This window comes from Scopulibacillus darangshiensis, assembly GCF_004341035.1.
GTDB lineage: Bacteria > Bacillota > Bacilli > Bacillales > Sporolactobacillaceae > Scopulibacillus > Scopulibacillus darangshiensis.
This window is the reverse complement of sequence record NZ_SLXK01000020.1, coordinates 22,445-44,912: the sequence shown is the minus strand read 5'-3', so window position 1 is coordinate 44,912 and position 22,468 is coordinate 22,445. Positions and strand designations below refer to the sequence as shown.

Below are 22,468 nucleotides of genomic sequence, written 5' to 3'. Positions count from 1 at the left end.
GATTAATAAAGAAAACTTGCCGATTGGCAAGCCATAGGCGCAGCCAGGTGGCATGCATACAGCTTGTCCTTTTCTGCTCCGCGATAGTAGTGAATTTTTCGATAATCCGATACAATAGTAGGGAATGAGAATTTTTGTGAAGCGAGGGATAGGAATGAAAGCAGCATTTTATCAAAACAACCGAAAGAAGCTGCATGAAAAATTGAAGGATCAATCCTTGACGGTCATGTTCGCGGGCGCGGCACCGCAAAAATCAGCAGATGAAGACTACCCGTTCATACCGAACCGCAACTTCTACTATTTGACGGGGATTGCTGAACCAAAAATCATTCTTGTTATGACAAAACTGAACAACAAAGTGGAAGAGCATCTCTTTATTGAAAAAGCTGATCCTTTCATGGAAAAATGGATTGGGAAGACGATTGCCAAAGATGAAGCTAAGGAAGCATCAGGTATAGAAAGTATCAAAGAACTGGATCATTTCAAGCCTTTTCTGCAGCAGCAGCTTTTCCTAAACCAACTTGAGCACCTTTATCTCGATCTTGAACGCAGGTCTTGGGAATCGCCTCAGACGGCGGCCAGCATGTTTGCCGAAGAAGCGGCATCAAAATATCCATACCTCCAATGCCATGACCTTTACCAAGATATTTGCGAATTGCGGCTTTTCAAAACACCTGAAGAAGTGGAAACGATTAAGAAAGCAGCGAGGATTACATCCGAGGGGATTAAGCATCTTATCGCAAACGCTAAGCCTGGCATGAAGGAGTACGAGCTTGAAGCCTATTTTAATTTTATCTTAAAATCCCGCGGGGTAAAGGACTTTGCCTTTAATACCATTTGTGCGAGCGGCAAAAACGCGACGGTTCTTCACTATGTCGATAATAACGATACGGCAAACGACGGTGAGCTCGTTCTGCTTGATTTAGGCGCACAATACGATTATTACAGCAGTGATATCAGCTATACTTTCCCGTTAAACGGTAAGTTCAGCGACCGGCAAAAGCTTTTCTATAACATTGTTCTAAAAGCACTCAGGGAAGTGACTGCTTTAATTAAACCAGGAAGAAACTTTTCGGAGTTAAATGAAGCAACTAAGAAAATCCTTGCAGAGGAATGCCAACAGATTGGGCTTATTGAAAATCCTGAAGAAATCAGCAAGTACTACTATCATGGTGTCAGCCACTCTCTTGGCCTCGATACTCATGACGTCGGCAGCTACAGAAACCGCGTCCTTGAACCCGGTATGGTGCTTACCGTTGAACCGGGATTATATATTGAAGAAGAAGCCATCGGTATTCGCATAGAAGATGATGTGCTTGTGACAGAGGATGGCTATGAGGTCCTAACGGATGACCTCGTCAGATCGGTGGAAGACATTGAAGCTTTTATGGCAGGAAAAACTGAGGAAGTAAAGTAAGGAAAGCGGCCTTTAGCTGCTTTCCTTACTTTTTTAATGACTTTCCAGTGAAGAAATCACCTAAATAATCCGCCCATCTACGGGCAAACACCCGAAAATTATGGGCTAATCCCCAAAAATTACGGTTAAATCGAAATTTTTACGGATGATCATAACATTTTTACAGATTCTCTTTCGAATCTTACACTCCTTGGCATTGGGTACACCGATAGATGTAATATTAGTCCAGAATACGATTTAATTAACCCGAAATCCCAATAATTAATCCAATTGCATACGCTAAGCAATATAAAAAAACACTCCCTGTTTCTTTCGGAAGTGTTCCCTACCTTAGGACAATAATATTAACTCTCCGATTCATTGCCTGGTGTGCCTTTGTATCGTTTTTGGCAACAGGCTTATATTCCCCGTATCCGACAAAGTGGAGACGTTCAGGATGAAGTTTGTCATGGTTAATCAGAAAAAGCATCACAGTCCGTGACCTGGTACCTGACAGTTCCCAGTTCGAAGCATATTTGGATGTGCCTCTAAATTGGTTGTTATCAGTATGACCCTCAATACTAATCTCGTTCGGAACCGTCTTTAAAATGCCGCCGACTTTTTCAAGGATTGGGAATGCCTGTTGTTTGATCCTTGCTTCTCCCAAATCAAAAAGAATCCGTTCTCTGAATGTCAGCTGGACACCCCTCTGAAGGTTGGTTAGCTTGATCTCGTTTCCGAGCCTATTCTCTTTAATATAGTCCTGCAATTTGAGGTATAATTTATCAAGCTTTTCCTCATTCTTTTCTTTGTTTTTATCGTGGTCGCTGTCATCCTCTTTGATTGGCATAGAACTTAAATCATTATTTTGGCTTGTTGGCGTCATGCTTGTTTCGCTTAAAATCGCATCACCCTGAAATACCGTCCTTAATGAATCCATAAGCGCATTGAATTTTTCATTTTGAATTTGGCTCATTGAATACAGAACGATGAAAAAGACCAACAGCAGTGTAATCAAATCTGAATAGGTCACGAGCCAGCGTTCCTGTGATTCAGGTTCTAAGTGATGCTTCTTCTGTCTTCTTCTTTTTCTACTCATTAACAGGCACTCCAGAGGCGGCTTCCGCTTTATTTTCTAAAAAGCGCTTTTTTCCATCCGCATCGAGAAAAGCCATGAGCTTCTTACGAAGAATCGTTGTATTTTCGCCAAACTGGATAGACATGATTCCTTCTTCCTGGATTTCCCTGATTAGAACTTCCTGTGCTAACCGAGCTTTAATTTTGTTGTAAATAGGAATGTAAATGACATTGGCACTGCCGACACCATACAAAGTAGCAATGAAGGCGACGGCTATGGACGGCCCGAGCCCTCCTGGATCCTCTAAACCGCCGAGAACATGAACAAGCCCCATTACAGTACCGATAATTCCCATCGTCGGCGCAAATCCCCCAGCTGCTTCAAAAATCTTGCCAGCGGATAATATATTCTCCTCATACAGTTCAATATCCCGATTAAGAATATCCTGAATCATTTCTGAGTCAACACCATCAACGATCATCTGCACGCCATCAGCCAGAAATTCGTCATTTTCAAAAAGCTCCCTTTGCGTTTCAAGGGCAAGCAGACCCTCCCGCCTTGAAAGGTTGGCCAAATTAACCAATTGATTGATCGTTTCATCCGGCCTGTGCGGCTTTTGGAAAAAGGCGTATTTTAAGATAAACGGCAGTTTCTTGATATGTCGGCCCGAGGAGCTTAATACGACCGCTCCAGCCGTTCCCCCAAAAACTATCAAGGCAGCGGTTCCTTGAATGAGGGATCCGAGCGCTCCCCCTTCTAAAACAAAGCCTATGATCAACGACAATATGCCTAATAAGAGCCCGATAACTGTTGCAAAATCCATCCTTCCCTCACCCTCTCGAATGTTATCCAACGTATATTACATTTATCGGATCGGTAGGGAAGATTGTTAAATCAATTTTTAAAGCGAATTAACGAGTGATTTTAAATAAGCACTTAACTTATCACTTAAATCAGGGCGTTCGAGGGCCATTTCAATCGTGGCAACGATAAAATTGAACTTATTCCCAATATCATATCGGCGTCCTTCAAAGGCATAGGCAAGAATCCGTTGCCTGTTATTCAAAAGATTCAAGGCATCCGTTAATTGAATTTCTCCGCCGCTGCCAGGCGGGAGATTTTCCAAAATCGAAAAAATATCTGGCGGGAGAATATAGCGTCCCATGATCGCGTATTTTGAGGGCGCTTCATTAACGAGCGGTTTTTCCACCATGCCATTCGTCGCAAACAGTCGTTCTTGCACTTGTTTTTCAATAGAGGCTATGCCGTAATCTGATACACGCTGCTGCTCGACCTCCTGAACACCAATTATCGGCTGCTGATAATCGACATAAAGATCTATCATCTGCTTTAACACCGGAACATCCGCACGGATCACATCATCCCCCAGCATGACAGCAAAGGGTTCACTCCCAATGAATTCCTTCGCACAGGCAATCGCATGCCCTAATCCTTTTGCTTCTTTTTGCCGTATGTAAAAAATGTTGGCTAACTCAGAGATACCGCGAACCTCATCCAACAGTTGGTCTTGACCCTTCATCCGAAGCGTTTCCTCTAGTTCAAAGGATTTATCAAAATGATCCTCAATGGCTCTTTTGCCCCTGCCGCTGATGATCATAATATCCCGTGCGCCCGAAGCGACAGCCTCTTCAACAATATATTGAATTGTCGGCTTATCAATGATCGGCAACATCTCCTTAGGCTGAGCCTTCGTCGCCGGCAAAAATCGCGTCCCAAGCCCTGCTGCAGGTATAACAACCTTCCGAATCATCATTTGACCTCCTTTGTAAAAGGTGCCTGGCATCATAGTGCCAGGCACCTTTTAATTATAGGCTCTCACTCTGAGTTTCGAAAGCATTTTCCTCAATTTCAAAGCCCAGATCTTCTATCATTTGATAATCTTCAAGTTTTTCTTGACCGCCGGTTGTCAGGTAATCTCCGACGAAAATAGAGTTGGCAATATATAGTCCAAGGTTTTGCAAGGTCCTCAAATTATATTCACGGCCGCCTGAAATCCGAATCTCCGTCTTAGGATTGATAAAACGGAACATCGCCAGGATCTTCAAACAGCGATTCGGTGTGAGTTGATTCATGCCCTCAAGTTTTGTTCCCGGGATTGGATGCAGAAAGTTAACCGGAATTGAATCAACATCCAAAGCTTTAAGAGAAAATGCCATGTCGACTATATCTTCGTCAGTTTCCCCCATTCCGCAAATCACACCTGAACAGGGTGAAATTCCGGCGCGCTTAATCGCTTCAACGGTATTAACCCTGTCATCATAATGATGTGTGGTTGTGATCTGATCGTGATGCCCTTCGCTCGTGTTTAAGTTATGGTTAAAGCGGTCAACACCGGCATCTTTCAAGAGACTTGCTTGGTCTTCATTGACCAACCCGAGGCAGGCGCACACTTTCAGTTCCGATGTTTCCTTAATCTCTTTTACAGCCGAGGCCACCGCTCTAACCTCGCGATTTGATGCCTTTCTCCCGCTCATAACAATGCAATATGTACCGATTTTGTTCTTTTGCGCCTGCTTTGCTCCATCAAGAATTGTTTTCTGATCAACCAGCCGGTATTCGTCAACTGTCGTATTGGCGTAAATAGATTGTGAACAATAAGCACAGTTCTCCGGACATAGCCCGCTTTTGGCATTGATAATCATGTTCAGCTTCATTTTGTTGCCATAATAATAGCGGCGAATCGCATATGCGCCGTCAATAAGCCTTAGTAAGTGATGATCCTTCTCAAGTAATATAGCCATTGCTTCTTCTCTCGTGCACTCATAACCACTGATCACCTGTTCAGCTAATTTTAGCCAATTCATTTTTTCCACCCCGTCGTCTGTTTTTTTGTTAACCATTTTATTTTTTTGTTGACAAAAACATTATAAATCATACAAACTTTTATGTGAAGGGTAGTCTTGCAAACTAACAAATCAGGAAGGGTGGATTCACATAAAAACGAAATCATTAATTTTAGTAACTCTTTTTGCTGCCTTAACAGCCATTGGGGGGTTCATTCGCATTCCAATTCCCTACGTCCCTTTCACTTTACAAATTGTATCTGTTTATTTATCAGGGGCACTGCTTGGGGCAAAACGCGGCATGATGAGTCAGACGCTATACGTTTTAGTCGGTCTGGCTGGAGCGCCAATCTTCGCAGAAGGCGGAGGCCCGAGTTACATTTTCCAACCAACCTTTGGTTATCTCATCGGGTTTGTTCTTGGTGCAGGTGTCATCGGTTGGGTTAATCAAAAAATGAAATCAGCAAGGCTGACCAACCTTTTATTTGCTAACCTTTGCGGCCTGGCCGTCATTTATCTGATCGGCTGCATCTGGCTATACGGTGATTTGAGATTTATATTAAGCACCCCCATCACGATTAAATACGCCATTGTGATCGGCTGTCTCGTTTCTCTGCCCGGGGACCTTTTACTTGGAACACTTTGCACTTATCTCTCAGCCAGGCTGGTTAAGGTAATCAAGCCCGAACATATCAAATTAAAAGAGGTGAAGAAAGTTGGGTAAAGCCATCTTTATAAGTGGAACGGGAACGGATATCGGCAAGACAATTGCCAGCACTTTTTTAAAGCTAGCGTATGAAGAAATGGGCTACCGTACAGTCGTTTTTAAACCATTGCAAACAGGGTTAACAGTAGAGGGTGGCAAATCATTCTATCCCGATATCCACTGGTATCACACTGAACTTGAGCAATCAGAGCAAGATACGGGACTGTATTGCATGGCACCGGCAGCTTCCCCGCATTTGGCTGCCAAACTGACCCATACGACCATTGAACCAATAAAAATCAGGGGAAAAATCGCTGAACTTTGCGGGAAATATGATGTTGTTCTTGTCGAAGGTGCCGGGGGACTCGCTGTCCCGATTCAAGAGACATGGGATAGCTTCTACATGACGAAGGATTTGATCAAAGAATGCCAAATGCCGGTAATCCTTGTTTCCCCTTCAGGGTTAGGCGCAATCCATGATCTTGTCGTCACAGTCCAATACGCGGAGTCCCATCAGCTGGACATCGGCGGCATCATCATGAACCATTTCGATCAGTCTGACAGCATTCATCATGATAACTTTATAACGCTAAAAAGGCTGCATCAGCATCCTGTTCTTACAGTCATTCCTAACTTTGATCAACCAATTAAAGCAAAGCTTGTTGAAGCAGCTGCAAGCTTTGCGAAATCAGACGGGAGCAAGCAATTAAAAAATATATTGGAGGCAAAAAAACATGACGAATCACACCCAACAGCTTAAGCAATACGATAAAACTCATGTCTGGCATCCCTTCACACAAATGAAGCATTACATAAACGAAGACCCGTTAGTCATTGAGCGTGGGGAAGGCAGCTATCTTTTTGACATTGAAGGCAATAAATATTTGGACGGGTATGCTTCTTTGTGGGTTAATGTCCACGGTCATAATGATTCTGAGTTAAACCAGGCGATTCACAACCAAATCGAGACAATCTCCCATTCGACATTGCTTGGCTCAGCGAATGTTCCGTCAATCTTACTTGCTAAAGCATTAGCCGATATTACACCGGGAGATTTATCTAAAGTCTTTTACTCCGATACTGGTGCTGCTGCGGTGGAAATAGCACTTAAGATTGCATATCAGTATTGGAAAAATATCGATCCTGTAAAGTATGCCGAGAAAAACACGTTCATTTCACTTAAGGAAGCCTATCACGGTGATACAGTAGGAGCAGTCAGTGTCGGCGGCATGGCTCTGTACCACCGCATCTTCCATCCCCTGCTGTTCGACCGGATCGAAACATCTGCACCCTATCCGTACAGAATGGATGGGACACCTGAGGAGATTTCCGCTCGTTGTCTGGACAATCTAGAATCTTTGTTGAAGCAGCATCATCACAAAGTTGCCGGACTGATTATCGAACCCTTGGTACAGGGAGCAGCCGGCATTATTGTTCATCCCGAAGGCTTCTTAAAAGGGGTTGCCAGGTTATGCAAAAAATACAATGTCCTCTTAATTTGTGATGAGGTCGCTGTCGGCTTTGGCCGAACCGGTTCATTATTTGCATCAGAACAAGAGGAAGCTGAACCCGACCTCTTGTGCCTAGGTAAAGGCATTACAGGGGGGTACCTCCCTCTTGCCGCCACATTGGCTTCAGAAAAAGTTTATTCTGCCTTCCTGGGGGAGGCAAGTGAAGACAAAACCTTTTATCATGGACACACTTACACTGGCAACCAGTTAGCTTGCTCTGCTGCGCTTAAGAACATTGAATTGATAAGGGAACGCCAGCTTATCCAAGATATTCAAAGAAAAGCGCTTGTTGCAGCACGGGAGCTGGAAAAGCTAAAAGGTTTGGCAGCCGTTGGCGATGTCCGCCAGAAAGGGCTGATGATCGGGATTGAGATCGTTAAGGATCAAAAAACAAAAGCATTGTTTCCTCGTGACATGCAGATCGAACATCAAATTATATTGGATGCTAGGAAACGCGGCGTGATCGTCAGGCCATTGGGTCCAGTCATCACCATCATGCCAATCTTGGCTATGCCTGACGAACATTTAATTGAAATCATAGATACCGTGCATCGTGCAATTAAGGCTGTGACGGAAGGCTAAAGATTGGTGCCTGGCGCTGCGGTGCCGGGCACCAGCTTTTTCCCGGCAATCAGGATCATTCCCCCCTGCCATACCGATTTCATCACCATAATAAATGCACGGCGAGCCCGGAAAAGTTAATTGAAAGGCATACAGCATGGCCGCCGTGTTGATGGGCTTGTTCTCCTCTATTCCCGAATTGATGATGAACTGATCGACTTCCTTAAGGAAAATCAATTTCCATTTTCAATGGTCGGTAAGCCGTATAGAAATTTAGAGGAAATCACACATGTTGACAACGACAATTTTAAAGCTGCGAAAGAAGCGGCTGACTTTTTGATTGAACTCGGCCACGAACGGATTGGTTTTGTCGGCGGGGGACTTGATCTCGTGGTAACAATGGACCGATTACTGGGTTATGAAAAAGCCATTCGAAAGGCGGGGCTCCCTTATCGGAATGATTATATTGTCCATCAGGATTTCCTTCAGGAGGGCGGCCGACAAGCGATAATTAAATTGATGTCAGTAGATAAGCCGCCGACGGGATTCATTGTTGCTGATGATATGATGGCATTAGGCATCGTTAACGCACTGAACGAAATGAATCTGTCTGTCCCAGAAGACATTTCAATCATCAGTTTTAATAATGTCCTGCTTGCTAGGTATTCAACACCTGCTCTCACTTCGGTTGACATCAATATTTTTCAGCTTGGCTACACTGCGGCTGATTGTCTGTTTCAAATCATTGATGAAGACAGCCTTGAGCCAATGCGCATATCAATTCCTTATACTATCGTTAAAAGACAATCATGTGAAAAGGTGTAGAAAAAAGGTGCCAGGCACGATCGTGCCTGGCACCTTTTAAATCATGGATGTGAAACGATCATTTGACAATGCCCATTCAGCTTAAAATCACTGATTGATGCAGGAAGAATAAAATGGTCATTTTTCCAAATTGGAAATGACTTCTCTCCGATTACAATCTCCCCTTCTCCGCCAATCACACTGACTAACAGAAATGGTTGATCTAGTGATTTCTTTGCTGTCCCTCTAATGTCCCAGTGCTGAACAGTAAAATATTTCGCTGAAACAAGCTCCGTGAACACCGCTTCGGATTCCCGCTTAATCTTATATGTTAGTTCGGGGTCTCGGTGCGGGTATTGTGTCACCTCGATGGACTTGTCTATATGGAGCTCACGTGTTTTACCAAAAGAATCCTTTCGTCCATAATCATACACTCGGTAAGTGATGTCTGACGATTGCTGGGTTTCAAGTATCATAATTCCTCCGCCAATAGCGTGGATCGTCCCGCTTGGCACGTAAAAAAAGTCACCTGGTTTAACTTTTACCTTCCGCAACAGCTCCGGCCAGTTTCCCTTTGCCACGTTATGCCTAAAATCCACAGGAGAGTCGGCATGATGCCCGTACACAATTTCTGCATTCTCATCACAATTAATAACATACCAGCATTCGGTCTTCCCATACAGCTGGTCTTCATTGACCCGTGCATATGTATCATCAGGATGAACCTGAACTGACAAGTCAGTGCTGGCATCTAATATTTTTGTCAATAAAGGAAATTCCTCTGTATCATAATTTCCAAATAAATCACGGTGCTTACGCCATGCTTTGTCAAGCGTCATCCCCTTTAATTTGCCATTCTTTATCATTGAAGGGCCATTTGGATGGGCTGAAATCCCCCAGCATTCCCCTGTCGTCTCAGTCGGGATTTTATAGTTAAAAACATCCCTTAATTTTGTTCCGCCCCAAATTCTGTCTTTAAAAACCGGAGCCAAAAACATCGGTTCCTTATACATGTTGCAGTCCTCCCTAAAAAGCGATATACGACTGATCTATTTATTTTATCAAACCAACATGGATATTTCTTATAAAAATTAAAAATAGGGAGGGGAGGGGGACACTTTAGCCTTACTTGCTCCTTTGTGCGGCAGATGGGGGGCACTATACTTCCTAATTAAACAAGAAAGCACTAGTCATTTAGAACTAAAAAAACCATTCATCAGTATTTATAAAATATTTTGTCCATTTTGTCAAAGAAATACCAACCGGAAGATTACTGATAAAAAATGCAAATAAACTGCATAAAAGCGCTTAAATTCAAAGAAACGTATCATTTATTTGCAATATAACGCATGTTTTATGCATTTTTATTCATTTTGGCGCCTGTTAATAATGCAATGCCTATTTTCTATGTTTTAGTTTGAGCATATGGTCACACCCAAGAAATCAATGCTTTCTCCCTATAATTTTCCACGGAAAAGTTTGATACACTTTCATTAGTTAAAATTTTGCGACAAAAGGACGGATGACATGTGCCCAACTGCCATAACTCCAGGAGAAACGGAGATTCTTTTAGACAATTGGTATAATGCAATTCGCTTAAATCATGTCAGTAAAGCCGAACAAGCTAAAAGGCGGGTAGAAGCTAAGATAGACGGCATGATGGAAGATCAAACTTTCATGATTTCTTACACGCTTCTGGATTACCGCCATCATATATTGCTGAAAAACTTAGACGAGGCGGAGGCTTTGCTGCAAAAAGTGGAGCCCTTCAAAGAAAACTTTGATCACTCGCTTACATACTATTATTACTTTTTTCAAGGGCTATATTTTTGGACCATTGGTCAATATCATGATGCATTAAATTTTTATAAAAAGGCAAAAAAGCGGCTGGAACACACCAAAGACGATGTTGAAAAAGCTGAGTTCCACTATAGAATAGCAACGGTATATTATGATCTAAGAAAAAGCCTGCTGTCTATTAATCATGTCAATATTGCACAAGGCATTTTTCATAAGTATCAGGAGTTTCAAAATAAAGATGCTGATTGTGAAAACCTGCTGGGTGTAAATTGCATTGCCTTAAAGCAATTTGAAGATGCTGAGGAACACCTTCTCTTTGCATTGGACCTGGCGCAGAAAAGCGATGATGAAGAATTGTTGTTGCTTATTAAATATAATCTGGGATATCTTTACTCAGAGCAAAATCTTTCTTCAATAGCTATTCGCTACCTGAAGGACGTTTACAAAAGGCAGTTTTATAATCCTAAAACACTTTTTTTGCTGACTAGAGAATATTTAAAAACTGACCAGCCTAAGAAGGCTTTTCCAATCCTTGAAGAGGGGCTTCGTGTTTGCAAGGAAATTGAGAATACTGAGTACTTCTACCATCTCAACATGATTAAAGCACTTCACTCTGACCATTCAATCGAGGAGTTAGAACGTATCATTATGGATGGTATTAAGTATTTCGAGAGTGAAGACTTATGGTACTTTGTTCAAGAATACTCCGAACGGCTTGCCAACATTTTTTATAATACAAACAATCATGAAAAAGCAAGTGATTATTATCACCTTGGCCATGTTGCAAAGGATAAACTTTTTTTCAGGGAGGCTTTAAAATGAAGAAATCTATTAAATTACTTGGCGGTGCTGTATTAACAGCTGGACTATTAGGCATGTTCGCAGCAGGCGACTTATCAGCAGGCGATCACGGCGGGACTAGGGCCGATCATGGCGGAACGAGACTGGCCGACGACCACGGCGGGACTAGAGCTGATCATGGCGGAACGAGACTGGCCGACGACCACGGCGGGACTAGAGCTGATCATGGCGGAACCAGGATCTAACGCACCTGGAACGGCCGGGTAAGAATCTCACCCGGCCGTTTTTATTTACTTAAGTTGTTCTGCTATCATATTATGAACCTTTTGTTTCTCTTCATCATTAACAATAAGATAGTAGATATTTTGGCCGCTGTTATTTCTTATCATCTTGCCGGTGCCTTTCACCTCATAGCTCTTAATATGTTGCCTTGCACTGCGGTAATTCTTAGCGATATATTTCATATCATCAAAGGTCATATTTGTTTTAACATTGCCTTCAATAGCAGAAAGAATATCATCATAGCGGGAAATCGATGAAAAGCTTGCCGCTTTATTAATCACACCTTGAATGACATCACGCTGGCGTTTGTTCCGGCCAAAGTCACTGTCAAAATGACGCATCCTTACATAGCCAAGCGCCTTAGGGCCATTTAAGTTAAGTTCACCCTTTTCGTAGCGGTAGCCCTTTTTATAAAACCCTTCATCCGTCCAGGCGACTGTGTCATTATAAACAGTAATCCCCCCTACGGCATCAACCAGGTCTGACAACCCTTGCATATTAATTTTTACATAGTAATCGATTGGGACATCTACAAAGTTTTCCACTGTATCCATTGCCATTTTGGTACCGCCGAAAGCATAGGAATGGTTAATTTTATCCACGGTGCCATGCCCGATAATTTTTGTTCTGGTATCCCTGGGAATGGACACCATTTGCATCGTTTTGGTCTTGGGATTCAGCGTCATCACAATCAACGTATCTGCGCGTCCACGATCATTCGGGCGCTCATCAACACCCATAAGGAGAATAGAGATTGGTTTATCACCCTTATTACTTAAAGGCGCCTCTGTATTCTTTTTGACAGGCTCGTAGATTTCCCCTGCAGTGCTTTTCACAGAATGATAGAGATAATAGGCATAGGCGCCCCCGCCAACCACCAACAAAGCGATGATGACTCCCAAAGTAATCATTATTTTTTTTACCATGTATGGATCTTCCTTTTCGTAAAATAGGCCAAAAGCCGCAATTCCGAATGATTAGACAGGCCTTTACATATAGTAACATAATACCACTTTTATAGAGCAATGTTAATATTTAAAATAATTTGTCTCAGAAAGTTGTCCAAAAGTCATCCTTCAGGGGAGCGTGCAAAATTAAAGCCACCCCTTGCTCTTAAAAAGCAATTCTGGTGGCTTTTTGCTCTTAAATTGCCTTTAACCCTTTTCTTACCTTACAGTCCGGCATGCTCTCGCACAATTTAAGCATACCTGACCGCACATTTGGGACATAGGGTCTTGGAATCGCAGGCATTCACACCCGCAGGCCTCGCAAACTTGTGCACAGAGATGTGCAAGGGCCGGAGTGAAACAGCTCCTCCGCGCCATAAAGCATGCTGTGACATGGCAAATCTCAGAGCAATCCATCAATAAGCAAAGCTGGTTCTTTCTCATATCCAAATCTTTCATACATATAATATCATGGATCATTTTTTGGCAAGTCAAAGCACAGTCAGCAACCAGCTTTTCAAGCCCTTTTTCCATTGCGGGGGACACCGGATTCGGCATATTTGGCATCATACCCATGGCTGGAGACGTTACATTCGGCATCATGTTGTTCGGCATCATCCCCATCTCTGGACTGGTCATTTGAGGCATAACCATTTGATTGTTATCCCAGCCGCCCATCTCATTTCTTTCATTAATTTCCATATCGCTAGTCTTTTCCATGTATTTCATTTCCTCCTTATAGTCACATCACCCATATGATATGCACCTAAATGAGTTTTGGGATAAAAAAAAAAGGGGTCTGACCCTTGAGGGTCAGACCCCTTTTTCCCTTTATCTAATTAAAAAATTGCGATAAGCCTTGGACAATGCCATCCGCTGCCTGTTCTTGAAATCCTGATGTTGTCACCACAGCTTCCTCGGAAGCATTAGACAAAAACCCTAATTCAATTAAAATAGCTGGTTTCGAGTTTTCACGAAGCACGTAATAGTCTCCAAACCTGACGCCATCATTATTGAGTCCTGTTTGCTGAATAACATGGCTTTGAACGGATTGTGCCAACGCCTTTTCTTTACTTTGCGAATAATAAAAAGTCATAATTCCTGTTGTATTCACGAGTGCCGCATTATAATGCAGACTGACAAAAGCATCAGCATGATTTGCTTCACTTATATTGACCCGATTAGCCAGGGATATGAACGTGTCGGATTTTCTCGTCATGGTGACATGTGCCCCAGCTGATCTTAGCTTTGAGGCAAGAATAGATGCTGCCGGAAGAGTCTCACTTTTCTCAAGTGTTCCTGATGCCCCAATTGTGCCGCTGTCATATCCGCCATGGCCGGCATCAACAACAATCGTTTTCCCTTGAAGTCCTGCATGATCCCCAGTTGAATGAGAAGAATTAGAGTGATTGCTAACTGACCCATGCGTTACCAGCCAGCTGGCCACCCATGCATCACCTTGATTCGGCAGTTGAATATGTACCCAATTATTCCGTGAACCTAGAGATCTGAACTTTTGACCGCGGTGAGCGTAACCTACAATTCTTTTATCAGTCCCTGGACCTTTTCTAAGATTGACACCATCATAGATCAAGGTCACTGTCCCTTTTGCGGATACCGATTCAGCCTGTTCTGATTTGCCGGATGAAGATCCTTGACTTGATTGAGACGATGTACTGATGAAAGTGTGGCTTACCCAGCCTTTCACCCCCGATTCAGTTTCAACTGACAGCCAGCCATACTTTTCCGATAAAATAGTGACATGTGTCCCTCTGGAAAGCATTTTGACGACACCGCTGCTTGAAGATGGCTTTTCTCGCAGTCTTAACGAATCTGCAATGACTTCTCCACCGCTGACACTTTTTCCGTTCATTAGGAATTGTGATGCAACCCAGCCCTTTATGCCGCTGGCGCTGATTTTTGCCCAACCGTATTTTTCATCCAGCACCTGAACCGTTGCTCCTCGCTTGACAGAACCAATAACATTGGCCGAGTGACCTGGCTTTGTCCGAACATTTAAGGAACTGGCGCCGACTTTCTTCACTGTGTTGGCATAAGCTGACTTTTCCATACCCGTCCCAACAAACAGCGCACAAAAAAGAATAATGATAGAGAACATTTTCATAGATTTTGCCAAAACTCACCCTCCTTGTATACACTATAATTCTATTATAAAGGGTTTTAGCCGATTTTCTATATGAAATTGGATATATTTTCTGATAAACGTGATAAAAAGAATAGTAGATTTAAAATAGAAAAAGGACCGGAACCCATTTAATAGATACCTGTCCATTAGTCTCTCCAAACTTGCAAATAATTAAACTATGATTATTTGTTCCAACTAAAATACCCCTGTAAATTGAGCGGTAAGGACGACAATGCCCAAGAGCCAAACATAGACAGCAAAAACTTTTAAAGACCGCTTTTTCAAGAAATTAATCATCCAGCGTATCGCAATATACCCAAAAATCCCCGAGGCGATCATACCTAACATTAACGTACCAGCTGACACCTCTGTTTTGCCTCCCACAAGGTCAAACGATTGGAGTAAGAGAGCCCCTGCAATAGCTGGTGTTGAAAGAAGAAAAGAAAAATAAGCGGCTGTTTCCCGGTCAAGCTTTCTCACTAACCCCGCGGCGATCGTTGCCCCTGAACGGGATATAGCGGGAAAAATCGCCGTCGCCTGAAAAACACCGATAAAGAAGACATCACCATAAGATAGATCAGCAATCTTTTTATAGCCGCCCTTCATCGTATCAGCCGTCCAGAGCATAAGACCGGTTATCAGAAACTCCCATCCTATAGTCACGCCAGTCTTCGAAATTTCCTCAAAATAGTCTTTGAACAACAGACCCGCTGCGACAGCGGGAATGGTCCCGACAATGAGAAGCAGTGTCAGTTTACTAAAAGGATGTTTCATGATATACAGAAGCTCTTTTTTATAAAAAACAATAACGGCAATGAGGGTGCCTAAATGGAGCATCGTATCCAAAAATAAACCAGCCTCATCTAGTCCAAATAAATGCCTGCCTAAATAAAGGTGGCCTGAGCTGCTAATCGGCAAAAATTCCGTAAGGCCTTGAAGAATTCCGAGGAACAAGGCTTCTATATGATTCATGACATCCTCCTTAATAGTTTGATACGCTGATCCCTTTCAATGACAGTCTATTTCTTAAAAGTACTGCCCGCCTTAGGGAGTCTGACGAACATCAGATAGATTAGACTTGCCATGCTAAGGTAACCGTAAAAAGGATATAGAATTGAAATTAATGACCCGTAACCAAATTGGCTGATGAAGAAGGCGATCCCAAGAAGGACAATGACGACGTGAATATGGTTATACGGTTTGACACTTTGAATTTGCCTCGTCATCCCAAAAATATTGCCAATAAAGGTTGTGAAAATCTCGCCATAAATAACTATGACGAAGACAAGATGGATGATACCGCCAAACCCTTTTATGACCTCAGCTATTGGTATATCATAAGAAATGACCTGATTATAATGAAGTAAAACAAAATGTGTCATGATAAGCAGCAATGTGAATCCCAAACCGCCAAAGAAGCCCCCCAAACTCAGGACATTTTCATCGCGAATTTCTTTCCCTAAAGGGACAAGAATAGCTAAAGCAGTTATCAAATTAAAGGAAACGTACGACAGTGCACTAAAAAGCCATTTATATCCCCCGGCTGAAAGCAAGAGCAACGTAATATGGCCGCTTTCGTTCCCTTGACCGACAAAAAAGATGGAAACAGTCATCACAATTGTAAAGGTGAACATAATTGGAACAATTAACGAATTAATGAAGAATATCCCTTTAAGGCCTTTCATCAAAAGGAGAAAGCATAGAAGCATACTGATGACAATTCCCAATTGTTTTGACAAACCTAATTGCTCATAAAAGATAGCCCCTGCCCCAGACAGCATAACGGCTGTTGTGCCAAATAAAATAAAAAATATGAGCCATTGGATTAACATCCCGACCCGTTCCCCAAAGATATGCACAACCAGTTCTTTGAAAGAGTAAGCCTTGATCCTGCTGCTGTAAATCAACAGCTTAGTGCCTACCCAGGTAAACACGATCCCGCTGACAAGAACACCCGCCGTGCCGAGACCACCATATTGGGTAAAAAACTGAATGATTTCCTTACCTGATGCAAACCCCGCTCCAACGATGGTTCCAATGTATGTCACCGCAACCTGAAAAATCAATTTTGCTCTTCTCATGCTACCCTCTCCCAGCCGCATCCCAAGTGGTGGTTCGTATCGTAATCATTCCCATTATATTTGCAACTTGTCCGGATTATGCAGGAAGAAACAAAGATGAGCCTGGGATGGGAGTAAAGAACTAGGATCGCCCCTATTGTTTCAAATATTCAGAAGAATATTGACTGAACATGAACATTATGATATTTTACAAAGGGTTGTTTGTATAAATTTAGGAAACTGTTATGACGGAAAAGGGGTTAGAGCAAATCCGTGGATATGATTAATAAATTAGAGGAAAAAATAGAGGCTTTAGAAAATGAACTCTACGAAGCCAGAAGACAACTAGAGTATTATCAACAAGCATCACACTATACGCCCTGCAGCATTATGGGCATTATCGAGAAAAACGGCACTTTATATTATAATTTCATACGCGGCAGATGGTCTGACTGCATTCAGCCCGGAAAGCCCGTCGAAAAAAGCCTTCCGGAATCAGTAAGAAATGTTGTTCCTAACCTTTTAAATTATTATCAGACAGCTCTTACCGGCAAGCATATTCATTTTGAAACACAAATAGATAACCAAGCTTACTCCACCTCATTATATCCAGTCACAAATAACGGTGAAGTGACTGAAATCATTTCCACGACTACGGAAATAACGGCTCAACATACGGATCCGGACACTGAGGTGAATCAAGCCAAATTCTTGGCGGCCTTTGAACAGTCACTTGATGGCATGATCATTTTTAATGATGAAGGAAAGAGAATTGCCGGCAACCTCGCTGCATGCCGCATTTTTGGCCAAACAATGAGTGAATTTATGGATGAAAATTTATACCCTAACAATAGAAAGGCGAGGCTAATCTCATTATTTCATGAGGGGAAACTGAACGGCGAGCTGACCATCATGAGGAAAGGAGGGCGGGCACGTGTTGTCGAGTATTATACAAAAGGGAACATTCTGCCGGGGCTGCATCTGTCGGTCATCAGAGATATCACGGAGCGCAAGGCCTTAGAGGAGCGGCTCCATAAATCGGATAAAATACGAATGGCTGGCACCCTGGCCGCCACTTTGGCTCATGAAATCCGAAATCCATTAACAGGCTTAACGGGTTTTCTTCAGCTTTTGCAGAAAAGGCTTGGTGAAAGAAATGAATATCATAACAATGAAGAATTCCCTCGGTATGTTGACGTTATGCTTCATGAAACCAAAGAAATTGAGAGACTGATTTCTAAGCTCCTTCTCCTGGATGAACCTGAAGATGAAACATTTTTGCAAAACGAAAAACTTGATAAAATATTAGATGATTGCATCTCAAAGCTAGAATTCCAGGCTGCTATTAACTGCGTTGAGATTGAGAAGGATATTGCCCCAGGCAACTATGTGCTGCCCTGCTGCAAAAAGCAGATTCAGCAGTTATTCTATACGGTTCTACACAATGGTATGGCTTCAATGGAACCCCAGAGTACCCTTAAGGTGAAACTTTATGAAAAAGAAAGTAGCATCATCATTACTTTTACAGACCAAGGTAAAGGCATTCCTCTGGCTTTTGCAGAAAAGTTTGGCGAACCCCTTTACATTACAAAAGAAAAAGGGACAGGACTGGACTTAATGGTTTGCTATCATATTGTTGAAAATTATAAAGGAAAAATTGATGTCAACAGCGAAAAAAATAGAGGGACGACCATCCAAATTGAGCTCCCTATTAATGGGAAATGTCAATATGCCGCTGCAAAATAAGATTTGGGCAAGTATGGTTTTGATCGGAATAACCGGTGGCTTAGATTTTTATGCATTAAAACAATCATTTGTTACAATAATGCTAAAGGAAGTGGTGTTAATGGTTGCAGATCATAAATACGCCGTATTACTACAACACATTCGCTATTCCCAGCGTTTATTCAAAAACATCTACGGGCATTCACCGCTAATCTCACAACTCTCCGACGCCACAGGCTTATCAGAGGAAAAAATTCTCGAATCCTTGGAATTTGGCGAGCAACAATTTATGGTATACAATCGGGGCCAGGCCCGGGTCTAAAGACCTAGTCCTGGCTTTTTTTGGTTAATCAGAAAGTATAACTTTCTGACGCACATAAGTGTAACTACGCCTCTGTCTTCGCCAAAGGCTCGCCAATCGGCGAGTTTTCTTTATGCTCTTTTCTTTAAAATAAGTTTAAAAACCCATACCGCCAAAATGCCTAAAAGTATGCCTGATAAATCAAATGTCACGACGTCGATAAGATGGCCTGTGCGGTCTGGAACAAATGACTGGTGCCATTCATCTGATCCGGCAAACAGAAAGGCTGTGATAAAACCAATAGAATAAGATAATTTCCGTGCCAAAGCTGTTGAAAGCAGCGTATTAACAAGCAAAAATGTTAAAACAGCATATTCTGTGATATGCCCTGCTTTTCGAATAAAAAATTCAACAAAGGCATAAGGCTGCTCTGTTGTAACCAAACTGCCGTCATATCTAAATGAAATATGCGGCAGATTCGGAATTTCTATATGCCCCCTCAGGAAGGGCTTTATATCTTGCTGTTGGTACGGTGTATTTGAACCATGGAAAATGACAAACATAAAAATGATAGTAAGTGCCAGCCAAAATGCAAACATGTATTTATTCTTGATCATGTCAATGCTCCAATTTCGATAATCTTTAACATTAAGTATGGCACAAACCGCAGCTTTCTTCTAGGGGTCTGACCCCTAAGGGTCAGACCCCTTTAGTCAAAAGAGCAGCTAAATTCTTCATTTGAACGTCACAGGCTGAATAAGCCGCAATGAGAGCGGCCTCTTCGGCAATCAGCGGCGCTTCGTAAGGATCCCTTAGCATGACGGCTATCACGGGTTTTTCTTGGCAAATACGATTTACAAGTGCGACATGTGATGGGAAGCGGATCCCATTGATTGTTCCTATTATCACACGTTCATAGTCTTCAAGTTGCGCTAGCAAACTCTCAGTGTCATGGGGGGCCTCCTGAAGCCGCAGATTAATGACCTTTATATCCATAAGGGACTGATTCAAAAACTCCGCTAAGCGGCAATGCTTACCTCCTGTTGTATCAGCTGCTGTTAAATTTTTTTGTACCGGCAAAATGACAGCTGTCTTCTTATTTTTTGCTATTGGAAGTAATTGTTTAGGATCCCTGATCAGTGTCAATGAGGCTTTGCTGATAGCATCCGCTGTCTTCGCCCCATCAACAGTCACCTCAGTTCGCTTTTGCCTATATCTGCGAAGGTTCTGTTTGAACGCCAAGATGCGATAGACTGATTCATTGAGGCGCCGTTCGGAAAGTCTGCCGCTTTCTGCGGTCTCCAATAAATAATCAAATGCCGCAATCAAATCCTCCCTGGAACGGTTTACCAAAGCAATATCACCGCCTGCCATAATAAAACGGAAAACCGCTTCCCCAACTGAATAATGCGCCATAATCGCACCCATACCCATATCATCAGAAAGAACAACACCTGTGTAGCCCTGATGATCACGAAGTTCATCCTGTATAATTTCAGCGGATAATACCGCCGGCAGCTCCTCTGACTGCCACTTTGAGTAAAAAACATGCGAGACCATCACCGTATCAGCTGCTCCTGAGGCAACAAGCTCATGAAAAGGCTTTGCCTCAATGCCTAATACAGCTTCCTTCGATTGATCATTAACCGCCAAATTTTCATGAGTGTCAATCTTTGTACACCCGTGCCCGGGATAGTGCTTTAGCGAGCAAGCAAGCCCCCCGTCATGAAAGCCATCAATCATCGCCCCCGCCATCTTCGTGACAAGATCTGGATCATCTCCAAATGACCGCATACCAATGACAGGATTATTTTTTTCTATATTCACATCAACAACTGGGGCAAACACAAGATTGATGCCGGCCTCAATCAGTTCCTTTCCCATAATTAGCCCCTGTTGATAGCAAAGCATTTCATCGCCAGCTGCACCCAGCGCCATATTACCGGGGAAGGTGGTCATAAGGTTTCCGAAAACAGACAAGCTGCCTGCCTCTTGATCGCTACCTAATATTGGGTCTGGCAGTCCTCGATCCCTGTACATCTTTTTAATCTCAGCATTAAATTGGCTCATTTGGGGCAGGCTGGCAATATTCTGTCCTGCGATCCTGTAACCGGCAATCGGATAGCGCTGAATGAATGTTCGAAAGTCGTCCTGAACTATCTTTCCTTCAGCTTGGCCAATGAGAAGCTGGCCAACCTTTTCTTCAAGGGTCATATTTTTTATGCACTGCTCAATGTTTCGCTCTGTTGCATTCATTCATGAACACCCCATTCTTCAAGCGGGCTGCCTTTTACAAACCGGCCCGATAGGCTTAATACAAATTCACTGAACATCGAATTTGCCCATGCAAACCATGATCTTGTGTATTCATTTGGGTTATCGGCATGAAAACCTTCATGCATGTAGCCGGTGCCGGCGTCGGTTGTTTTAAAAGCGGATAAAATCCCTTGCTTTTCCACAGTATCCTTAGCAGTCAGCCCTTGGATGGCAAGTGCAATATGCCAAATATAATTCTCAGGTGTATGCGGACTCCCTATGCCTTTTGCCGCTGTTCCCTCATAAAAATAAGGATTGTTATCGCTCAAAAGATAACGGCGGGTATTTTGATAGACAGGATCATCCGCCTTGCAATAGCCCAAATAAGGAAGAGAAAGCAGACTCGGCACATTGCCATCATCCATAAGATTGTAGTGCCCGAGCCCATCTGTTTCGTAAGCGAAAACCCGCCCGTACCCGGGTACATCCACCGTGGCATATTCCTTCAACCCGCACTCGATCTCTTGTTCCAAGCGCAATGCTTCTGCCTCTAATTGCTGATCCTTTAATACCTCCCCTGCGATTTCCTGCAGATAGCCAAGTACAACAACAGCAAACATATTAGCTGGAATCAGATACCCATACTGGCAGGCATCATCACTTGGGCGAAATCCCGACCATACCATACCTGTCGGGATCACGGGGCTGCCTTTGCCGTTTCGCACCAATGTATCGCTTTCTGGACCCCCATGCCGTTCAAAATGATAATTTGAAGCCTCCTCATGATCTTGCTCAATTGTCATTGTCTGGACAATTCGATAGGCACCCTTTTTGAATGACTCATTAAAATGAGATGTCCGCCCCGTCGCTTTCCAGAACAGGTACGCCAACAGCAAAGGAAAACATAAGGAATCAAGTTCATATTTTCGCTCCCATATTAACGGTGTCATTGCCGTTTCATCATCATGATACCTTTCACCATTGTCATATTCATTGAAAGCATTGGCGTATGGGTCATGATTAATGTAATAGAACTGTCTGTTGATGACGCCTTCGATAGCATCCGCCATATCACTGTCATTTTCGGCAATGATCAGGTACGGCCGGACTTGCAGCGCAGAATCCCTCAGCCACATGGCCGGAATATCACCGGTGATAACAAAGGTTGTGCCGTCATCCATCGGTTTCATCGTCGTCTCGTACGTGTTCACAAAACATTGCCCGAACATGTCAGCCAATTTTTCATCACCTGGAAAAACCTCTTTTACACGATCAATCACAGCCTGCATC

22 protein-coding genes and 1 pseudogene are annotated in these 22,468 nt (G+C 42.9%); 9 read left to right on the top strand and 14 right to left on the bottom strand.

Going from position 1 to position 22,468, the window contains the following annotated elements; all coding sequences use genetic code 11:
• Positions 1–154: 154 nt before the first annotated feature.
• On the top strand, positions 155–1,417 hold the full coding sequence (locus tag EV207_RS13595; protein WP_132746698.1) for an aminopeptidase P family protein: 1,263 nt from the start codon (positions 155–157) through the stop codon (positions 1,415–1,417).
• A gap of 325 nt (positions 1,418–1,742) precedes the next feature.
• Here EV207_RS13595 and EV207_RS13590 read toward each other — a convergent pair whose 3' ends face one another.
• The 4 genes from EV207_RS13590 to bioB all read right to left on the bottom strand — a co-directional run bounded on the left by EV207_RS13590 (position 1,743) and on the right by bioB (position 5,299).
• Positions 1,743–2,495 (bottom strand): flagellar motor protein MotB, encoded by a 753-nt coding sequence (locus EV207_RS13590; protein WP_132746697.1) that lies wholly within the window; start codon positions 2,493–2,495, stop codon positions 1,743–1,745.
• Positions 2,488–3,297 (bottom strand): flagellar motor protein, encoded by an 810-nt coding sequence (locus EV207_RS13585; RefSeq protein WP_132746696.1) that lies wholly within the window; start codon positions 3,295–3,297, stop codon positions 2,488–2,490. The genes EV207_RS13590 and EV207_RS13585 overlap by 8 nt, the downstream gene beginning before the upstream one ends.
• A 78-nt stretch (positions 3,298–3,375) precedes the next feature.
• Positions 3,376–4,248: a UTP--glucose-1-phosphate uridylyltransferase GalU gene (gene galU / locus EV207_RS13580; RefSeq protein WP_132746695.1), complete on the bottom strand. Its 873-nt coding sequence runs from the start codon at positions 4,246–4,248 to the stop codon at positions 3,376–3,378.
• Between the two features lie 52 nt (positions 4,249–4,300).
• Entirely contained in the window at positions 4,301–5,299 is a 999-nt protein-coding gene (gene bioB, locus EV207_RS13575) for a biotin synthase BioB (RefSeq protein WP_132746694.1), read from the bottom strand.
• A gap of 124 nt (positions 5,300–5,423) precedes the next feature.
• On the opposite strand from bioB, the gene EV207_RS13570 reads away from it, so the two are divergent.
• Genes EV207_RS13570 through bioA form a run of 3 tightly spaced genes read left to right on the top strand, consistent with a single transcriptional unit; the run spans position 5,424 to position 8,077 of the window.
• Positions 5,424–6,002, top strand: a complete 579-nt coding sequence (locus EV207_RS13570; RefSeq protein ID WP_424511372.1) for a biotin transporter BioY — start codon at positions 5,424–5,426, stop codon at positions 6,000–6,002.
• Positions 5,995–6,744: a dethiobiotin synthase gene (gene bioD / locus EV207_RS13565; RefSeq protein WP_132746692.1), complete on the top strand. Its 750-nt coding sequence runs from the start codon at positions 5,995–5,997 to the stop codon at positions 6,742–6,744. The genes EV207_RS13570 and bioD overlap by 8 nt, the downstream gene beginning before the upstream one ends.
• Positions 6,719–8,077: an adenosylmethionine--8-amino-7-oxononanoate transaminase gene (gene bioA, locus EV207_RS13560; RefSeq protein WP_132746691.1), complete on the top strand. Its 1,359-nt coding sequence runs from the start codon at positions 6,719–6,721 to the stop codon at positions 8,075–8,077. Before bioD ends, bioA begins: the two co-directional genes overlap by 26 nt.
• A gap of 39 nt (positions 8,078–8,116) precedes the next feature.
• Here bioA and EV207_RS13555 read toward each other — a convergent pair.
• Positions 8,117–8,239, bottom strand: a pseudogene (locus EV207_RS13555) (alpha-amylase family glycosyl hydrolase); the annotation flags it as partial.
• On the opposite strand from EV207_RS13555, the gene EV207_RS13550 reads away from it, so the two are divergent.
• Positions 8,198–8,881, top strand: a complete 684-nt coding sequence (locus EV207_RS13550) for a substrate-binding domain-containing protein (RefSeq protein ID WP_132746690.1) — start codon at positions 8,198–8,200, stop codon at positions 8,879–8,881. The pseudogene EV207_RS13555 and the gene EV207_RS13550 sit on opposite strands and share 42 nt — an antisense overlap.
• 41 nt (positions 8,882–8,922) lie before the next feature.
• Here EV207_RS13550 and manA read toward each other — a convergent pair whose 3' ends face one another.
• Positions 8,923–9,873: a mannose-6-phosphate isomerase, class I gene (manA, locus tag EV207_RS13545; protein WP_132746689.1), complete on the bottom strand. Its 951-nt coding sequence runs from the start codon at positions 9,871–9,873 to the stop codon at positions 8,923–8,925.
• Positions 9,874–10,387: 514 nt separating this feature from the next.
• Here manA and EV207_RS13540 point away from each other — a divergent pair.
• Positions 10,388–11,482, top strand: a complete 1,095-nt coding sequence (locus EV207_RS13540) for a response regulator aspartate phosphatase (protein WP_132746688.1) — start codon at positions 10,388–10,390, stop codon at positions 11,480–11,482.
• On the top strand, positions 11,479–11,706 hold the full coding sequence (locus EV207_RS13535) for a hypothetical protein (protein ID WP_132746687.1): 228 nt from the start codon (positions 11,479–11,481) through the stop codon (positions 11,704–11,706). The genes EV207_RS13540 and EV207_RS13535 overlap by 4 nt, the downstream gene beginning before the upstream one ends.
• A gap of 45 nt (positions 11,707–11,751) precedes the next feature.
• Here the strand turns inward: EV207_RS13535 and EV207_RS13530 are convergent, their stop codons facing one another.
• The 5 genes from EV207_RS13530 to EV207_RS13510 all read right to left on the bottom strand — a co-directional run bounded on the left by EV207_RS13530 (position 11,752) and on the right by EV207_RS13510 (position 16,917).
• Positions 11,752–12,669, bottom strand: a complete 918-nt coding sequence (locus EV207_RS13530) for an LCP family glycopolymer transferase (protein ID WP_132746686.1) — start codon at positions 12,667–12,669, stop codon at positions 11,752–11,754.
• A 240-nt stretch (positions 12,670–12,909) separates the two neighbouring features.
• Positions 12,910–13,410 carry a four-helix bundle copper-binding protein gene (locus tag EV207_RS13525; protein WP_132746685.1) on the bottom strand — a complete coding sequence of 167 codons (501 nt, stop codon included), beginning with the start codon at positions 13,408–13,410 and terminating at the stop codon, positions 12,910–12,912.
• Between the two features lie 115 nt (positions 13,411–13,525).
• Positions 13,526–14,827 (bottom strand): N-acetylmuramoyl-L-alanine amidase family protein, encoded by a 1,302-nt coding sequence (locus tag EV207_RS13520; protein ID WP_132746684.1) that lies wholly within the window; start codon positions 14,825–14,827, stop codon positions 13,526–13,528.
• Positions 14,828–15,031: 204 nt separating this feature from the next.
• A complete protein-coding gene (locus EV207_RS13515) occupies positions 15,032–15,808 on the bottom strand; it encodes an undecaprenyl-diphosphate phosphatase (RefSeq protein ID WP_132746683.1) in 777 nt (258 codons plus the stop codon).
• 47 nt (positions 15,809–15,855) lie between these two features.
• Positions 15,856–16,917 (bottom strand): YkvI family membrane protein, encoded by a 1,062-nt coding sequence (locus EV207_RS13510; RefSeq protein WP_132746682.1) that lies wholly within the window; start codon positions 16,915–16,917, stop codon positions 15,856–15,858.
• Between the two features lie 258 nt (positions 16,918–17,175).
• Between EV207_RS13510 and EV207_RS13505 the strand changes: the two genes are divergently transcribed.
• Entirely contained in the window at positions 17,176–18,642 is a 1,467-nt protein-coding gene (locus EV207_RS13505) for an ATP-binding protein (RefSeq protein WP_243647074.1), read from the top strand.
• Entirely contained in the window at positions 18,626–18,943 is a 318-nt protein-coding gene (locus tag EV207_RS13500) for a hypothetical protein (RefSeq protein ID WP_132746680.1), read from the top strand. Before EV207_RS13505 ends, EV207_RS13500 begins: the two co-directional genes overlap by 17 nt.
• Positions 18,944–19,053: 110 nt before the next feature.
• Here the strand turns inward: EV207_RS13500 and EV207_RS13495 are convergent, their stop codons facing one another.
• The 3 genes from EV207_RS13495 to EV207_RS13485 all read right to left on the bottom strand — a co-directional run bounded on the left by EV207_RS13495 (position 19,054) and on the right by EV207_RS13485 (position 22,467).
• Entirely contained in the window at positions 19,054–19,539 is a 486-nt protein-coding gene (locus tag EV207_RS13495; RefSeq protein WP_132746679.1) for a VanZ family protein, read from the bottom strand.
• An 82-nt stretch (positions 19,540–19,621) separates the two neighbouring features.
• Positions 19,622–21,178 carry a glycoside hydrolase family 3 protein gene (locus EV207_RS13490; protein WP_132746678.1) on the bottom strand — a complete coding sequence of 519 codons (1,557 nt, stop codon included), beginning with the start codon at positions 21,176–21,178 and terminating at the stop codon, positions 19,622–19,624.
• Positions 21,175–22,467: a glycoside hydrolase family 125 protein gene (locus EV207_RS13485; protein ID WP_132746730.1), complete on the bottom strand. Its 1,293-nt coding sequence runs from the start codon at positions 22,465–22,467 to the stop codon at positions 21,175–21,177. The genes EV207_RS13490 and EV207_RS13485 overlap by 4 nt, the downstream gene beginning before the upstream one ends.
• Position 22,468 lies beyond the last annotated feature (1 nt).

Coding starts and splice junctions, on each gene's coding strand:
- bioB (WP_132746694.1), bottom strand. CDS start 5,299: ATGAATTGGCTAAAATTAGCTGAACAGGTGATCAGTGGTTATGAGTGC.
- manA (WP_132746689.1), bottom strand. CDS start 9,873: ATGTATAAGGAACCGATGTTTTTGGCTCCGGTTTTTAAAGACAGAATT.
- EV207_RS13540 (WP_132746688.1), top strand. CDS start 10,388: ATGTGCCCAACTGCCATAACTCCAGGAGAAACGGAGATTCTTTTAGAC.
- EV207_RS13585 (WP_132746696.1), bottom strand. CDS start 3,297: ATGGATTTTGCAACAGTTATCGGGCTCTTATTAGGCATATTGTCGTTG.
- EV207_RS13530 (WP_132746686.1), bottom strand. CDS start 12,669: ATGGTAAAAAAAATAATGATTACTTTGGGAGTCATCATCGCTTTGTTG.
- EV207_RS13515 (WP_132746683.1), bottom strand. CDS start 15,808: ATGAATCATATAGAAGCCTTGTTCCTCGGAATTCTTCAAGGCCTTACG.
- EV207_RS13505 (WP_243647074.1), top strand. CDS start 17,176: ATGATTAATAAATTAGAGGAAAAAATAGAGGCTTTAGAAAATGAACTC.
- EV207_RS13595 (WP_132746698.1), top strand. CDS start 155: ATGAAAGCAGCATTTTATCAAAACAACCGAAAGAAGCTGCATGAAAAA.
- galU (WP_132746695.1), bottom strand. CDS start 4,248: ATGATGATTCGGAAGGTTGTTATACCTGCAGCAGGGCTTGGGACGCGA.
- EV207_RS13535 (WP_132746687.1), top strand. CDS start 11,479: ATGAAGAAATCTATTAAATTACTTGGCGGTGCTGTATTAACAGCTGGA.
- EV207_RS13525 (WP_132746685.1), bottom strand. CDS start 13,410: ATGGAAAAGACTAGCGATATGGAAATTAATGAAAGAAATGAGATGGGC.
- EV207_RS13490 (WP_132746678.1), bottom strand. CDS start 21,178: ATGAATGCAACAGAGCGAAACATTGAGCAGTGCATAAAAAATATGACC.
- EV207_RS13510 (WP_132746682.1), bottom strand. CDS start 16,917: ATGAGAAGAGCAAAATTGATTTTTCAGGTTGCGGTGACATACATTGGA.
- bioA (WP_132746691.1), top strand. CDS start 6,719: ATGACGAATCACACCCAACAGCTTAAGCAATACGATAAAACTCATGTC.
- EV207_RS13500 (WP_132746680.1), top strand. CDS start 18,626: ATGCCGCTGCAAAATAAGATTTGGGCAAGTATGGTTTTGATCGGAATA.
- EV207_RS13495 (WP_132746679.1), bottom strand. CDS start 19,539: ATGATCAAGAATAAATACATGTTTGCATTTTGGCTGGCACTTACTATC.
- EV207_RS13485 (WP_132746730.1), bottom strand. CDS start 22,467: ATGCAGGCTGTGATTGATCGTGTAAAAGAGGTTTTTCCAGGTGATGAA.
- EV207_RS13590 (WP_132746697.1), bottom strand. CDS start 2,495: ATGAGTAGAAAAAGAAGAAGACAGAAGAAGCATCACTTAGAACCTGAA.